The 13,680-nt window shown below is 75.1% G+C and carries 15 protein-coding genes; 9 read left to right on the top strand and 6 right to left on the bottom strand.

Going from position 1 to position 13,680, the window contains the following annotated elements; translation table 11 throughout:
• Window positions 1–89 precede the first annotated feature (89 nt).
• Window positions 90–854 carry a PP2C family protein-serine/threonine phosphatase gene (locus tag ACNF49_RS24780; protein ID WP_357981388.1) on the top strand — a complete coding sequence of 255 codons (765 nt, stop codon included), beginning with the start codon at window positions 90–92 and terminating at the stop codon, window positions 852–854.
• Between the two features lie 74 nt (window positions 855–928).
• On the opposite strand, the gene ACNF49_RS24775 is transcribed toward ACNF49_RS24780, so the two are convergent.
• Window positions 929–1,462, bottom strand: a complete 534-nt coding sequence (locus ACNF49_RS24775; protein WP_482945136.1) for a hypothetical protein — start codon at window positions 1,460–1,462, stop codon at window positions 929–931.
• A 45-nt stretch (window positions 1,463–1,507) separates the two neighbouring features.
• Between ACNF49_RS24775 and ACNF49_RS24770 the strand changes: the two genes are divergently transcribed.
• From ACNF49_RS24770 to ACNF49_RS24755, 4 genes are all read left to right on the top strand, one after another.
• On the top strand, window positions 1,508–3,118 hold the full coding sequence (locus ACNF49_RS24770; protein WP_357981394.1) for a PucR family transcriptional regulator: 1,611 nt from the start codon (window positions 1,508–1,510) through the stop codon (window positions 3,116–3,118).
• Window positions 3,119–3,269: 151 nt separating this feature from the next.
• Window positions 3,270–3,884 (top strand): type III PLP-dependent enzyme domain-containing protein, encoded by a 615-nt coding sequence (locus ACNF49_RS24765; RefSeq protein ID WP_482945135.1) that lies wholly within the window; start codon window positions 3,270–3,272, stop codon window positions 3,882–3,884.
• Window positions 3,881–4,639, top strand: a complete 759-nt coding sequence (locus ACNF49_RS24760; protein WP_482945581.1) for a type III PLP-dependent enzyme domain-containing protein — start codon at window positions 3,881–3,883, stop codon at window positions 4,637–4,639. The genes ACNF49_RS24765 and ACNF49_RS24760 overlap by 4 nt, the downstream gene beginning before the upstream one ends.
• 183 nt (window positions 4,640–4,822) lie before the next feature.
• Window positions 4,823–5,170, top strand: a complete 348-nt coding sequence (locus ACNF49_RS24755; RefSeq protein ID WP_357981400.1) for a WGxxGxxG family protein — start codon at window positions 4,823–4,825, stop codon at window positions 5,168–5,170.
• Between the two features lie 85 nt (window positions 5,171–5,255).
• Here ACNF49_RS24755 and ACNF49_RS24750 read toward each other — a convergent pair whose 3' ends face one another.
• Complete coding sequence (locus ACNF49_RS24750; protein ID WP_482945133.1) at window positions 5,256–6,047, bottom strand: putative protein N(5)-glutamine methyltransferase; 792 nt, start codon at window positions 6,045–6,047, stop codon at window positions 5,256–5,258.
• A 404-nt stretch (window positions 6,048–6,451) separates the two neighbouring features.
• Between ACNF49_RS24750 and ACNF49_RS24745 the strand changes: the two genes are divergently transcribed.
• Both ACNF49_RS24745 and ACNF49_RS24740 read left to right on the top strand, forming a co-directional pair.
• The gene (locus tag ACNF49_RS24745; protein WP_482945132.1) at window positions 6,452–8,551 is read left to right on the top strand and encodes a S9 family peptidase; all 2,100 of its coding nucleotides are present in this window, start codon (window positions 6,452–6,454) and stop codon (window positions 8,549–8,551) included.
• A 62-nt stretch (window positions 8,552–8,613) separates the two neighbouring features.
• Complete coding sequence (locus ACNF49_RS24740; protein WP_482945131.1) at window positions 8,614–9,231, top strand: hypothetical protein; 618 nt, start codon at window positions 8,614–8,616, stop codon at window positions 9,229–9,231.
• Between the two features lie 75 nt (window positions 9,232–9,306).
• Here the strand turns inward: ACNF49_RS24740 and ACNF49_RS24735 are convergent, their stop codons facing one another.
• A complete protein-coding gene (locus tag ACNF49_RS24735) occupies window positions 9,307–10,305 on the bottom strand; it encodes an ArsR/SmtB family transcription factor (protein WP_482945130.1) in 999 nt (332 codons plus the stop codon).
• Window positions 10,306–10,465: 160 nt separating this feature from the next.
• Between ACNF49_RS24735 and ACNF49_RS24730 the strand changes: the two genes are divergently transcribed.
• Together ACNF49_RS24730 and ACNF49_RS24725 are read left to right on the top strand one after the other, a co-directional pair.
• Window positions 10,466–10,906: a hypothetical protein gene (locus ACNF49_RS24730; RefSeq protein ID WP_357981415.1), complete on the top strand. Its 441-nt coding sequence runs from the start codon at window positions 10,466–10,468 to the stop codon at window positions 10,904–10,906.
• An 11-nt stretch (window positions 10,907–10,917) separates the two neighbouring features.
• Complete coding sequence (locus ACNF49_RS24725) at window positions 10,918–11,346, top strand: hypothetical protein (RefSeq protein WP_482945129.1); 429 nt, start codon at window positions 10,918–10,920, stop codon at window positions 11,344–11,346.
• 61 nt (window positions 11,347–11,407) lie between these two features.
• Here the strand turns inward: ACNF49_RS24725 and ACNF49_RS24720 are convergent, their stop codons facing one another.
• The 3 genes from ACNF49_RS24720 to ACNF49_RS24710 are packed head-to-tail and all read right to left on the bottom strand — an operon-like array spanning window position 11,408 to window position 13,676.
• On the bottom strand, window positions 11,408–11,914 hold the full coding sequence (locus ACNF49_RS24720; RefSeq protein WP_482945128.1) for a DUF1707 SHOCT-like domain-containing protein: 507 nt from the start codon (window positions 11,912–11,914) through the stop codon (window positions 11,408–11,410).
• The gene (locus ACNF49_RS24715) at window positions 11,911–12,714 is read right to left on the bottom strand and encodes an ABC transporter permease (protein ID WP_482945127.1); all 804 of its coding nucleotides are present in this window, start codon (window positions 12,712–12,714) and stop codon (window positions 11,911–11,913) included. The genes ACNF49_RS24720 and ACNF49_RS24715 overlap by 4 nt, the downstream gene beginning before the upstream one ends.
• On the bottom strand, window positions 12,711–13,676 hold the full coding sequence (locus ACNF49_RS24710) for an ATP-binding cassette domain-containing protein (protein ID WP_482945126.1): 966 nt from the start codon (window positions 13,674–13,676) through the stop codon (window positions 12,711–12,713). The genes ACNF49_RS24715 and ACNF49_RS24710 overlap by 4 nt, the downstream gene beginning before the upstream one ends.
• Window positions 13,677–13,680: the final 4 nt, after the last annotated feature.

The following is a 13,680-nucleotide window of genomic DNA, read 5'->3' as shown; positions in this document are numbered from 1 at the left end:
CGCCACGACGGCCGATCAGCCGTCAGTCGCATTCCAGGCAAGAGGGATGTACTGGACGCGTGTCGTCGCGCGCGACGGGAGGGACGATCATGACTGTTTTCTCGATCTCGATTCTGCTCGGCTGCCTCTCGGTGATGGCGGTCCGCGGCCGCCGGGGGGACTGGCCGCCCGGCATGCCGGCGACGCGGCCCCGGCTGGTGACCGCGGGCGGCACGTACGACGGCTCGCACGGCCACCCCTCCGACGCCTACGTCGTCCAGGAGCGGCTGATCGCGCTGGCCGACGGGCAGGGCGGCACGGAGGTCGCGCACACGGCGGCCGCGCTGGCCCTGGGCGCCGTGGTCGCCGCCCGCCCGCAGCACTCCGCCCGGCGGGAGGAGGACATGGACGAGTGCGCCCAGTCCGCCCACCGGGCCGTGCGGCGGGCCGCGTTGCGCACGCCGTCCAGGCCGGCGCTGGTCACGACGATGGACCTGCTGGTGCTCGTCCCCGGGGAGACGCCGTGCCTGCGGTTCGTCCACGTGGGCAACGGCGCGATCTGGCACTGCGCCAAGGGCGGCAAGCCGCGCCGGCTCACCACGTCGCACTCCTTCGACGACGGCCCGCTGCTGCGCGGGATCGGGCTGGCCTCCACGCTGAACCCCGAGGTCGGCACCGTGCCGCTGCGGCCGGGTGACCGCGTGGCGGTGGTCACCGACGGCGTGCTCAAGGCGCTGGGCGAGCACCGGCTGACCGAGCTGCTCGCCGTCGGCCCGTCCCCGGCCGCCTGCCTGGACCGGCTGTACGACGAGGTGGCCGCCGCGGCGCCCAAGGACGACGCCACGATGGTGGTCGCCGACTTCGTCACCGCCTGACCTCCGGCCGCCTCTGGAACGTGCCACCCGACACGAAGGCGGGGGCCGGGTGGCACGGGAGGCGCACCGGGGCGTCAGGCCAGGCGCTGGAAGAGGCCGTACACGAACAGCGCACGGCGGGGCGTGCCCTCGCAGGCGAAGTCGACCGCCCAGTGGTGCGGGGCCGACCCCTCGCCCTGGAAGCTCACCGGGAAGCTCGCGCCGACGTCGGCCACGACGCATCCCCACGGGGTCAGGTCGGCGGCCGACAGCCGCCGGTCGCCGCCGGGCCGCACGAACCACAGGTTCCACAGCTCGCCGCCGGGGCCGGTCAGCGCCTCGAACTCCAGCTCCGGCCAGGACGGCAGCCGCCAGCGGGCCACGTCGCAGGTCAGGCTGCCGAACGGGGTCGCGCCCGTGTACGCGGGCGGGCCGAGCGCCATCCGCAGCGCGGCCCGGCCCTTGGGCGCCGCCGGGGAGTGGGCCAGCCGGGTCCAGTGGGTGTGCGCGGCGCGCAGCTCGGCGCGGGAGGCGTCCAGGTCGGCCAGCGCCTGTTCCACGCGTCGCGGGTTGAGGTCGCGCATGCGGTGCATCAGGGCCAGCTCGAACTGGCGTATGCCGAATCGCATGGCCCCCAGCCTGCCAGGCGTCGTGACCTGCGTATGCTCCCCGTCATGAACAAACGGGGGCAGATCACCCTCCGCGAGCTGCTCGCCTTCGACGAGGGCGGCGTCCTGCGGCTGCTGCTCGCGCCGTCGGGGCAGGACGTGCACGTGTCCGGGATGATCATCGGCGACGAGGGGCCCGCCCGCTCGTACGCCGGCCGGATTGTGCTCGCGGCCGGGCTGTTCCACTCCACCGGCGCGGCCACCGCCTCCATCCGCGAGGCGGCGCGGCGCGGCGCCGCGGCGGTGGTCGTGCGGGCGGGCGAGGACCTGGCCGACGACGCGCTCGACGCGGCCGAGCAGGTCGGCATCGCCCTGCTGGCCCGTGCCGAATGGGCCGACTGGGACGACGTGGCGACCCTGCTGCGCTCGGCCGCCGCCTACGGCGAGGCGGGACGCGGCGACCGGATGGCCGAGGCCACGGCGGGCGGCGGGCTGGCCGCGCTGGCGTCGGTGGTCGCCGAGTTCACCGGCGGCTCGATCACCATCGAGGACACCCAGTTCCGCGTGCTGGCGCACTCGGCCACCGGGCCGGAGGCCGACGAACTGCGCCGCTCCACCATCCTGGGCGGCCGGGTACCCGACTGGCGGGTGGACGAGCTGCGGCGCAGCGGCCTGCTGCGCACCCTGTGGTCCTCCGGCGAGGTGATCCACCGGCCCGCCGACGGCGACACCCCGGAGCGGCTGATCATCGCCATCCGGAGCGGGCGGGAGATGCTGGGCTCGATCTGGGCCGCCGCCGACGGCCGCCGCCTGTCGCCCAACGCGGCCAGCGCGCTGAGCCGGGCCGCGGAGGTGGCGGTGCCGTACCTGGTGCAGCACCGGCTGCGGGAGAGCGGCGCGCGGCTGCGCGAGGAGCACGCGCTGCGCGGGCTGCTGGGCGGCGAGGGCGACATGAGCACCCACGCCTGGACGCTGGGCCTGCCGCCCGACCTGCGCTGCGCCGTGGTGATCGCCGAGACCGGCCCCGACGCGGCGGGCGAGGGCGCGGCGGCCCGGGGCCCGGCCGGTGAGCGGGTGCTGGAGGTGCTCGCGCTGCACGCCGCCTCCTACCGGACCGGGGTGCGGGTGCTGCGGGAGACCGGGCGGGTGCTGGCCCTGGTGCCGGTGCGCGGCGGCGACGAGCGGGACGTGCTCGGGCTGGCCCGCGAGCTGGACGGGCTGGCCGCCTCGACGCCGGGCGCCGCCGCGGTGCTGGTGGGGGCGGGGTCGGTGGCCGCCTCGCCGCTGGTCGCGGCGGGCTCTCGGGAGGAGGCCGACCTGGTCGTACGGGTCCTGCGCGCCCGCGACGCGGGCCCCCGCCACGCCCTGGCGGCCGACCTCGGCCCCGCCCTGGACGTGCTGCGCGTCCTGGACGCCGTCCGCCCGGTGTGGGAACGCGGCAGCGGCCCGGTGTACGACCTGGTCCACGCCGACCTGGCGGCGGGCGGCGAGCTGGTGCGCTCGATCGCCGCCTACCTCGACGCCGCCGGGGACGTCGGCCGCGCCGCCCGCCGGCTGGTCCTGCACCCGAACACCCTGCGCTACCGGCTGCGCCGGGTCCGCGAGCGCTTCGGCGTCGACCTCGACGACCCCGACACCCGGCTGCTGCTCACCCTCGCCGTCCGCCTGGCCGCCTGACCTGGGGCTCCGGATTTTCCTTGGCCGGGTGGACAAAGCCGTAGGCGGGCTTTGTCCACCCGGCTGAAGACTTGGCCTGCGGTCATGGCCGAATCTCGTCTGGCCCCCCTCCGAAACTCCCTCTTTCCCGATGCATCCAGGAGCCTTGGACGTGATCCAGAGCAGTGCCACGCTCGCGCCCGCCCCTGCCCGCGGCACCACCGCCGAACGCGCCGCCCACGTGCTGCGCCACGCCGTACGCGCCGGTGCGCTCGGCCCCGGCGAGCCGGTCGCCGGCTTCGTCGACACCGCCGGCGTGCGGGACTCGGTCAGGGCGTTGCACGAGGCGTTCGGCGAGGTTCCGGACGTGCTGCACACCTTCGCCGCCAAAGCCGCGTCCCTGATCCCCGTCCTGCGGCTGCTCGCCGCCTCGGGCATGGGGTGCGAGGTCGCCAGCCCCGGCGAGCTGCGGATCGCGCTGGACGCCGGGTTCGCGCCGGGCACGATCGTCTTCGACTCCCCCGCCAAGACCCGCGAGGAGCTGCGCCAGGCCCTCTCGCTTGGCATCGCGGTCAACGCCGACAGCCTGGACGAGCTGCGCCGCATCGACGAGCTGCGCGCGCCGGACTCCTCCTCGGTGCTGGGACTGCGGGTGAACCCGCAGGTCGGCACCGGCACGATCGGCGCGATGAGCACCGCGACCGCCACCTCCAAGTTCGGCGTCGCGCTGCGCGACCCGGGGCCCGCGAGGCCGTCGTCCGCGCCTTCGCCGAACGGCCCTGGCTGACCCGGCTGCACGCGCACGTCGGCTCCCAGGGCTGCCCGCTGGAGCTGATCGCGGCGGGCATCGCCGAGACCTACCGGCTGGCCGAGGAGATCAACGCGACGCTCGGGGTCCGGCAGATCACCAGCATCGACATCGGCGGCGGCCTGCCGGTGAACTTCGACGGCGACGAGGTGGCCCCCACCTACGCCGACTACGTCGCCACCCTGCGCGCGGCCGTCCCCGGGCTGTTCGACGGCCGGTACGCGCTGGTCACCGAGTTCGGCCGGTCGCTGCTGGCCAAGAACGGCTTCGTCGCGGCGCTGGTGGAGTACACCAAGGACGCGGGCGGGCGGCGGGTGGCGATCACCCACGCGGGCGCGCAGGTCGCCACCCGCACGGTGCTCATGCCGGACGCCTGGCCGCTGCGGGTCGGCGCGTACGGCCCGGCGGGCGACCCCAAGGACGGCCCCCTGCTCGCCCAGGACGTCGCGGGCCCGTGCTGCTTCGCCGGTGACGTGGTCGCGCACGCCAGGGAGCTGCCGGAGCTGGCCGAGGGCGACATCGTCGTGCTGCACGACACCGGCGCCTACTACTTCTCCACCCCGTGGGCCTACAACAGCCTGCCCTATCCGGCGGTGCACGGCTTCACCGTCACGGCGGACGGCGACGTCCGGCTGAGCGAGGTGCGCCCGGCGCAGACCCTGGACGAGATCGCCGCGGCCAGCGGGCTGGCGCAGGCCGACGCGCTGACCGGCCTCCTGGCGGCCATCGCCTGACGCCCGCCGCCCCAACTATGGCGGTATGTCCTGGTTTGTGCGGATTGTTTTCGCGGGTGAGGGTATGTCTACCAGCGAGTATGGAGTTCTCGCTCCATTTCGGGGGAACCTTCCGGGCCGTTGCCCGGGAGGCGCGACAGGCGGCTCTCCGCCTTGAGGGCCGCCGGATCCGGGGGAACCCACATGCGCAAGACGCTCACCGGCCTGGGGATGGCATTCTGCTTGGCGCTGGCCCCGGCCGCCACCGCTGTGGCGGACACGCCCGTCGTCCAGAGCCAGGCGACGCCGAGCCCGCAACCGACCGAGACCAGATACGACGAGGGCGGCGGCAACGGCGGGCTGTGGGGCCTGCTGGGGCTGCTCGGACTGCTGGGACTCGCGGGCCTGCGCAAGGGCCGCAACCCGGTGGGGACGGCTGAGCACATGACCACCCGTCCCACAGGCACCACAGGTACCACCGGGACCACCGGCACCACGACAGGGACCACGACGGGGACCACCGCCAACCCCAGCCGTCCGCAGCGTCCGTAGGAAGGACGCGGGCGGTGCCCGGCGACGCTCCGGCGCGCCGGGCACCGCGCTGCCCGCCCTCCGGACGCAGCCGGTGCGGTGAGCCTCAGGCGGGGCGGGTGGCGATGACGGCGGTGGCGTCCAGTTCCGCCGAGAGCGTGGCCCGCGCCGGGAGCCCCGCGGCCACGGCGGCCCGGACGGTGGCCGCGGCCTGGCGTTCGCTGGTCTCCACCAGCAGGTGCCCGCCCGGCGCGAGCCAGCCGGACGCCCCCGCGATCACCCGCCGCACCACGTCGAGCCCGTCGCCGCCGCCGTCGAGCGCCGTCAGCGGCTCGTGCAGGCGGGCCTCGGGCGGCAGCAGGCCGACCGACTCGGTGGGCACGTAGGGCGGGCTGGCGATCAGGATGCCGACGCGGCCGCGTAGCGAGCCGGGCAGGGCGTCGTACAGGTCGCCCTGGTGGACGTGGCCGCCGGGCAGGTTGAGCCGGGCGCAGCGCACGGCGGCGGGGTCGAGGTCGGCCGCGTGCACCTCGGTCTCCTCCCCCAGCGCCGCCGTGACCGCGGCGCCCATCGCGCCCGAGCCGCAGCACAGGTCGAGGACGACGGGCGGACGGCCGGCCCGGCGGGCCAGCGCGACGGCCTGACGGATGAGGAACTCGGTGCGCGGACGCGGCACGAACACGCCGGGCTCGACGGCGATGCGCAGACCGCAGAACCGCGCCCAGCCCAGGACGTGCTCAAGAGGCAGACCGCCGGCCCGCCGCTCGACCATCGCGGCCAGCTCGGCGGGGGTACGGGCGGTGGAGACCAGCAGCTCGGCCTCGTCCTCGGCGAAGACGCAGCCGGCGGCGCGCAGCCGGGCGACGACGGCGGACATGGGGGTCGAAGAGGGGGACATGGGGAGCCTTTCGGGATGCCGATGGGCGCTCCCCGCGGTCACCCGACCCCGGCGGGCCGGACGAGTGCCGGAAGGGAGCCCCAGCCTGACGAAGCGGGAATGGGTCTCACCTCCTACGGACGATCTCGGCCAGAGAACCGTCACAGTACCAGAGCCGATCAGGCCCGACGCGGGCGGCCACCGGGGATCTCCCCCGGTCACGCGCCCGCCGCCATGCGGATGATCATGTAGTAAAATATCCGGGAGCTCGGCCGCGGAGATCGTCCCGGCGAGCACGAGGCGGCCCGCGGGAGCCGCGCGAGAGATCCCGCCGATCACACGACACAGACGAAGCGCACACCACTACGGTGTGCGCTTTTTGTCGTGCCAGAAAGCCGGACCGCAGTGAGAGGAACCAGGCACGCATGCCGCACCACGACGACGACAACAAGATCAGCCTGCCCAGGCAGTTCGCCCGCACCCGGCGGTTCACCCTGGGCGCCCCCTCGGCCTTCACCGTCTCGGCGGACGGCTCAATCGTGTTGTTCCTGCGCAGCCGCGCCGGCGACGACCCGGTCACCTGCCTCTGGGCCCTGGACGCCGCCTCCGGCGAGGAGCGGCTGCTCGCCGACCCCGCCGCGCTGACCGGCGGCGGCACCCAGGGGATCGGCTCCTACGCCACGGACGACGCGGCCGGCCTGGCGGTGTTCACCCTGGCGGGCGCGCTGTGGGCGGTGGACGTCCCGACCGGCGCGGCCCGTACGCTCCCGGCGCTCGGCACGGCCCGCGACCCGCGGCCCGACCCGGCCGGGCGGCTGGTCGCCTACCTCTCCGGCGGCGCGCTGCGGGTGATCGGCGCGGACGGCGCCGGCGACCGCGCCGTGGCCGAGCCCGACGGACCGGACGTGCGGTTCGGCGTCGCCGAGTACGCCGCGTCCGCCTCGATGGGCCGCTCCCGCGGCTACTGGTGGTCCCCCGACGGCGCCCGCCTGCTGACGGCCCGGGTGGACGAGGCCCGCGTCGCGCTCTGGCACGTGGGCGACCCCGCCGAGCCCGCGCGTCCGCCCCGGGCCGTGCGCTACCCGGCGGCCGGCACCGCCAACGCCGACGTCACCCTCTGGATCGCCGGGGTGGACGGCGGGGTGGACGGCGGGGAGGACGGCGGGCGCGTCGAGGTCGCCTGGGACCGGGCCGCCTTCGAGTATGTGACGGCCGCCGGCTGGGACGCCCACGGCCCGTACCTCTCGGTGCAGAGCAGGGACCAGCGGACGGTCCGGGTGCTGGCCGCCGACCCGGACTCCGGCCGCACGCGGCTGCTGGCCGAGCAGCACGATCCGTACTGGGTGCAGCTCGTCCCGGGCACGCCCGCCCGTACGGGTTCCGGCCGCCTGGTCGCCCACGCCGACCTGGACGGCACGCGGCGGCTCACCGTCGGCGGCGTCCCGGTCACGCCGCCCGGCCTGCACCTGGAGGCGGTTCTCGGCGTGGACGGCGAGGGCGTGCTCTTCACCGCCTCCGACGACCCCGCGCAGACCCACCTGTGGCTGCACACCCCAGAGGCGGGCGCCCACCGGCTCAGCGTCGCACCGGGGGTGCACGGCGGCATCCGGCGCGCGGGCACCCTCGTCCACGTCATCCGCACCGCCGAACACCCGGGCGAGCGCGTCCGCGTGGAACGTGCGCCGGCCGGGGCGGCGTCCCCGTCGACGCGCGGCGGGGTCGAGGTGGCGTCGGTGGCGGAGCGGCCGGTGCTGGCGCTGCGCCGGCTGTCGCTCGTCACCACCGGCCGCGAACTGCGCAGCCACCTGCACCTGCCCTCCTGGCACCGTCCCGGTGACCCGGCGCTGCCGGTCCTGCTGGACCCGTACGCCGGGCCGGCCGGGCGCCGGGTCACCGACGAGCAGGCGGCGATGATGTTCGTCTCGCAGTGGTTCGCCGAGCAGGGCTTCGCCGTCCTGGTCACCGACGGGGCCGGCACGCCGGGCCGAGGACCCGGCTGGGAGCGCGAGGTGCACGGCGACATGTTCGGCCCCGTGCTGGAGGACCAGGTGGCCGCCCTGCACGCGGTCGCCGCCCGGCACCCGGAGCTGGACCTGCGCCGGGTCGCGATGCGCGGCTGGTCGTTCGCGGGCACGCTGGCCGTCATGGCGGTGCTGCGCCGTCCCGACGTCTTCCACGCCGCCGTCGCCGGCGCCGGCACCAGCGAGCAGCGCCTGTACGACACCCACTGGCGGGAACGTTTCCTCGGCCACCCGGACCGCCACCCCGAACGCTACGACGCCTGCTCGACCCTGGTCGAGGCGCACACCCTGGCCCGGCCCCTGCAGCTCATCCACGGCCTGTCCGACGGCAACGTGTTCCCGGCGGGCACGCTGCGCCTGTCGTCCGCGCTGCTGGCCGCGGGACGCCCGCACGAGGTGCTGCCGCTGTCCGGCGCCTCCCACGCCCCCACCTCGGACGAGGACGTCTTCGAGGGCATGCTCCTCCTCCAGCTCGACTTCCTCCACCGCCACCTGAACCGGTAGCAGGCCCGGCCGTCCCCTCCCCTACGATGCCCACAAATCCAGAAATGGACGAGAAGGGCGACATGGGCGACCAATCTCGGCAGAACGGTCACGCCACGGGCAGGGGCGGGGCCGTCGCCCGTGCGATCACGGAGGTGTTCGCGCCGCAGTACGTCGCGGTCGCGATGCCACCGGTGACCGGCGCGGCCGGGCTCGGCGGGCCGGGACTGGCGTGGGGCCTGCTGGCGGCGGCGATGTGCGCGGGCGTCCCGGCGGCGGTGATCGCGGCCGGGGTCCGGCGCGGCCGTCTGGACTCGATCCATCTGGTCGAACGCGCCTCGCGCCGGGGCCCGATGCTGGTCGGTCTGGTCGCGGTGGTGGTTGGGCTGGCCGTGCTGGTGCTCGCGGGCGCGCCGCGGCTCGTGCTGGCGTGCGCGGCGGTGATGCTGGCCTGGGTGGTGACGCTGGGAGCCGTCACGCTGGCGTGGAAGATCAGCTTCCACACCGGGGTGGCGGCGGGCACGGCGGTCGTGCTGGCCCACGTCCTGCCTCCGGTGCCCGTGGCGGTGTGCGGGACGGCCCTGGTCGTGGTGATCGCGTGGGCCCGGACCCGGGTCTCGCACCACACCGCGGCCCAGACCGTCGCCGGCGCCGTCACCGGTGGCACGACCGCCGCCGCGACCCTGGCCGTCCTGCTGTAGCCGGCCGGAACCCGGGGACGGCGCGGACCGGCCGCGCCGCCCCCCAGCCCTTCGGTCACCGATCGCCCGCCTGCGTCAGGACGGGGTTCCGGTCCCGAGCAGGCCGGCGCCGAGGCGGGTGACCTGGTGGATGACCATGTTGGCGTGCCGGGTGCTGGCGATCAGGCCGGCCCGGTGCAGCACCTGGGCATGGGCGCTGGCCGACGACAACGACGTGCCGGTACGGCGGGCCAGCTCGCTGGTGGTGCAGCCGGTGGTGGCGGCGACGCAGCGCAGGACGCGGGCCCGGTTCGCGCCGAGGAGGTCGGGCAGCGGGTCGCCGGGACCCGGTTCCGGGGCGCGGCGCGGAGCCGGGAAGAGCAGCACGGGAGGCAACGTGGGATCGGCCAGCGCCACCGGGGTGAACCGGCAGAAGTAGGACGGGATCAGCGTCAGGCCGCGACCGCGGAGGTGGATCTCGTACCGGCCGGGGGCGTAGTCGATCTCCAGGACGGGTGACCGCCAGCGGGTGCTCGGCGTGAGGGCGGAGAGCATGGCGTCCACGCCCTGGTCGGTGAGCAGACGGGTGAGCCTGGCGCGTTCGCGGCCCAGCGCGCCTTCCATCGCGGCGCGGCAGGGGGCGAAGGTGACCTGGCAGTAGCGGCCCGCCAGGCGGGCCACGTGGCGGACGGCCCGCCGGTGCCCGCGGGCCAGGCCGTCGAGGCCGGCGGGCAGGGTGACGTGCCGGCGGAGCTGGTCGATCTCGTGCCGCACGCGGAGGGCCGGGGTGTCGGCCAGCGCCTCGACGCCGGTCGTCAGCCCCGACTGGGCCTCGTACGGGGTCAGGAAGTCCGGGAAGTAGGCCTTGATCGGCATCAGCGGGGCCAGCGTCTCGCGCACCGGCCGCAGCAGTCCCGATCCGGCCAGGTCGGCGCGCGCCCGCCGCCGCCAGGCCGCCATGTCGTCGCCCCCGCCGGGTCTCTGCAGCACGTGCAGGCTCATCGCCATCTCCCACAGCTCGTCGATGCGAGAGGCGATGCGCACCCGGGCCAGGTCCTCTCCGGTGAAGATGATCCTCAAGGTTCCCCTGGTCATGCCGGCATCGTCACCCGGCCGGCTGGCAGCACGATCATCATCGGATTGACGGCCTCCGACCTGCGTGTTCCGGCCCGGCCAGGAACAGGGTGACCCGCGGCGCCGATCCGGGCTGAACTTGGTCCCGGACCTGACCCACATCTCATGGAGAGGATCACGCATGACCCGTCGTGTCTTCATCCCGCTCGGCGCCGCCGTGCTCGCGCTGGGCTGTCTCGGCGCGCCGTCCGGGGCCACCGCGCGCGCCGCGTCCTGCTGGGGCGGCCCCACGGTCACCATCCCGAACGGCAAGACGTACGCCACCAGGGTCTGCCCGACCTGGACGCAGACCCGCGTGCGGGAGATCCCCGCGCGCAACGGCGAGACGACCGGCTACCTGTTCCCCGGCGACAACTGGGTGGTCTGCCAGCGCAAGGGGGACGAGAACGACCAGCTCGGCGGCGGCCGCAACAACATCTGGCTCTACACCCAGGGCGACACCCAGGAGCACGAGTTCAACGGGTGGGGCTGGATCCCCGCGACGTCCGTCTCCTACGGCGGCGACTACCAGGCCATCCCCGGCGTGCCGTGGTGCACCGGTACCAACCCCAGATTCCCGTGAGAGGAACCGCCGTGAACCTTCGCTGCGCGCTCGCCGCCGGCGCCGTCCTGGTCGCGTCCCTGGCGTTCGCCCCGCCCGCCGAGGCGCGGCAGGCGTCCTGCTGGGGCGGTCCGACGGTGACGGACTACAAGGGCCGTACGTTCTCCACCAGCACCTGCCCGACCTGGATCCAGACCGCCGTGCTCGACCAGGCCGCGCTGCCCGGCGCCGAGACGACGGGGGTGCTGTTCCCGGGCGACAACTGGATGGTCTGCCAGCGCAGGAGCGGCGAGAACCCCGAGTACGGCGGCGGCCGGAACAACTACTGGCTCTACACCCAGGGCGACACCAGCAGGCTCCACGGCGGGTGGGGCTGGATCCCGGCGACCGCCGTCTCCTACGGCGGCGACTACCAGGCGATCCCCGGCGTGAAGCTCTGCCCGGCCGGCTTCTACGGCTGAGCCGGCGCCGCCCGAGCGCCCGCCCGTGCCCAGCACGGGCGGGGGCTCGACGGGCGCGGGGTCATCGGCGGGCCGGGCGGATGACCAGGCGGCCGTAGGGGAGGTCGCCGGTCACCTGGACGTGCGGCTGGCCGGGGCGGGGGCGGCCGGGGACCTTGCAGCTCACCCGCCCCCACTCGGACCGCACCCCGTCGGCGTTCGCGGTGGCGCCCGCGGGCAGGACGATCGTCGCGCTGCCGTAGGCCAGCAGCAGCTCGATGTCGATGCGCGCGTACGGCACGTGGGCCCGCGACAGGTCGAGCCGCACCTGGCCGTACCTGGAGTCGACGCACAGGCGGCGCGGGACCGCCCAGTCGCCGGTCCGGGTGACGGCGCCGCCGGTGGAGGTCAGCCGGACCACCTCGTCCGGCAGGTCGGCGACGATCGGCTCCAGCTCGCGGGCGGAGGTGGCGGTGAGCGCCAGTTCGAGCCGCTGCTCCAACTCGTCGGGGTCGAGCCGGCCGTCCGCGTACGCCTGCTGGACCAGCTCGACCGCGCGCTCGCGGTCCGCGCCCGAGACGGTGCTCATCGGCTGACGGCCCTCTTGTACAGCCGCGTGGCCAGCGGCACGAACACGGCCAGGAGCAGCACGGACCACAGCAGCGACACCGGCACGGCGTGCCGCAGCGGCCAGGCGGCGGGCTGGGGCAGGGCGGCGCTGGTGTTGCCGAACAGCTCACGCGCGGCCTGGACGAGCGTGGAGACCGGATTCCACTCGGCGATCGGCCGCAGCGGGCCGGGCAGCCGCGTGCTGTCGGCGAACGCGTTGGACAGGAACACCAGCGGCAACGACGTGATGGTGGCGAGGTTGTTGAACACCTCGGGCGTGCGCAGGGCCAGCGCGACCGTGGCCGTCACCCAGGAGAAGGCGTAGGAGAACAGCAGCAGCATCGCGAACCCGAGTGCCGCCTCCGCCGGCGAGCTGTGGACCCGCCAGCCGACCAGCAGGCCGACGAGCGCCATGGTGGCGATACTGGTGACGTTCATGATCACGTCGCTGACGGTCTGGCCGGTGAGCACCGCCGTGGGGGACATCGGCAGGGTGCGGAAGCGGTCGAAGATGCCCTTCTGCAGGTCCTGGGTGAGCGTGTAGCCGGTGATCTGCGCGCTGGTGACGATCGTCATGACGAAGATCCCGGGCAGCAGGTACTCGCCGTAGGACATGCCGGGCAGCTCGATCATGCTGCCGAAGACGTAGGTGAACAGCACCACGAACACGATGGGCAGCATGATCACGCCGCCCAGCAGGTCGGGGGCTCTGCGGATCTTGAGCGCGTTGCGCCTGGCGATGGTCAGGCCGTCGGCGGCGGCCAGCTGGAAGGCGTTCATCGGGCGGTCTCCCTGCTCTTCTCGTCGGCCTGGCGTCCGGTGAGGCTGAGGAACACGTCGTCGAGGGTGGGCCGGCGCAGCCCGGCGTCGCGTACGGCGATCCGCTCGGCGGCCAGGTGGCCGAGCGCCTGGGTCAGCGCGACCGCGCCGCCGGTCACCGGGATCGTCATGCGCAGGGCGGCGGCGTCGATCCGCACCTCCCCCAGGGCCAGCGGCGCCAGGGCGCGGGCGGCGCTCTCCAGGCTCGCCGCGCTGGTCATCGAGAGCTGGATGCGGTCGCCGCCGACCTGGTCCTTCAGCTCCTCGGCCGTGCCGCGGGCGATCACCCGCCCGTGGTCGACCACCGCGATGCGGTCGGCGAGCCGGTCGGCCTCCTCCAGGTACTGGGTGGTCAGCAGGACGGTGGTGCCCTCCCGGACGAGCTCGGCGATGACGTCCCACAGGGCGATCCTGGCGCGGGGGTCGAGGCCGGTGGTGGGCTCGTCCAGGAACAGCACGGGCGGGTCGGCGACCAGCGCGCCGGCCAGGTCGAGGCGGCGCCGCATGCCGCCGGACCAGCCGCGCACCGGGCGGTCGGCGGCGTCGGCGAGGTCGAAGCGGTCCAGCAGCTCGCGGGCGCGCTCGCGGCTGCGCCGGGCGCCCAGGTGGTAGAGGCGGCCGACCATCTCCAGGTTCTCGGCGCCGGTGAGGTGGTCGTCCACGGCGGCGTACTGGCCGGACGCGCCGATGTGGGCACGCAGCCGGTGGGCGTCGCGGACGACGTCGAACCCGGCCACCGTGGCGTGGCCGGCGTCCGGTCGCAGGAGTGTGGTGAGGATCCTCACCGTGGTGGTCTTGCCGGCGCCGTTGGGGCCCAGCAGTCCTAACACCGTCCCCTCCGGGACGGTCAGGTCGACGCCGTCGAGGGCGGCCACGTCGCCGTACCTCTTGGTCAGCCCCTCGACCACGATCGCGTCTGGCATGTCG

Source organism: Actinomadura sp. ATCC 39365 (genome assembly GCF_054392275.1).
This window is presented reverse-complemented; position numbering and strand designations above follow the sequence as displayed.